We start from the raw sequence: 263 nt of genomic DNA on the forward strand, positions 1-263 counted from the left end.
CTCAGCGAAAACATCGTGGCGTACCGCAACGAGAATGGACCTTTCGCCAAGCGAAGCGACCTGAAGAAAGTCCCGCGGCTCGGCGCCAAGGCCTTCGAACAGTGCGCGGGGTTTCTCCGGATCACCCGTGGAGCGGAACCACTCGATGCCTCCAGCGTCCACCCCGAGGCGTACTCCGTAGCTCGGAAGATCCTGGCGGCGGCCAGCGGTGGACCCACAAGCGTTCTGGATCCGCAGGCTTTCGTTGACGGCACCTTTGGCCT

Annotated in this window: 1 protein-coding gene; it reads left to right on the plus strand. The window is 63.5% G+C overall.

The features are described from left to right. Nucleotides 1-263 (plus strand): helix-hairpin-helix domain-containing protein (locus SB847_RS21385; RefSeq protein ID WP_410578668.1); only part of this gene is annotated, 263 nt, incomplete at both ends.

The organism is Bacillus sp. SIMBA_026 (assembly GCF_046535335.1).
Classification (GTDB): Bacteria; Bacillota; Bacilli; order Bacillales; family Bacillaceae; genus Bacillus; species Bacillus velezensis.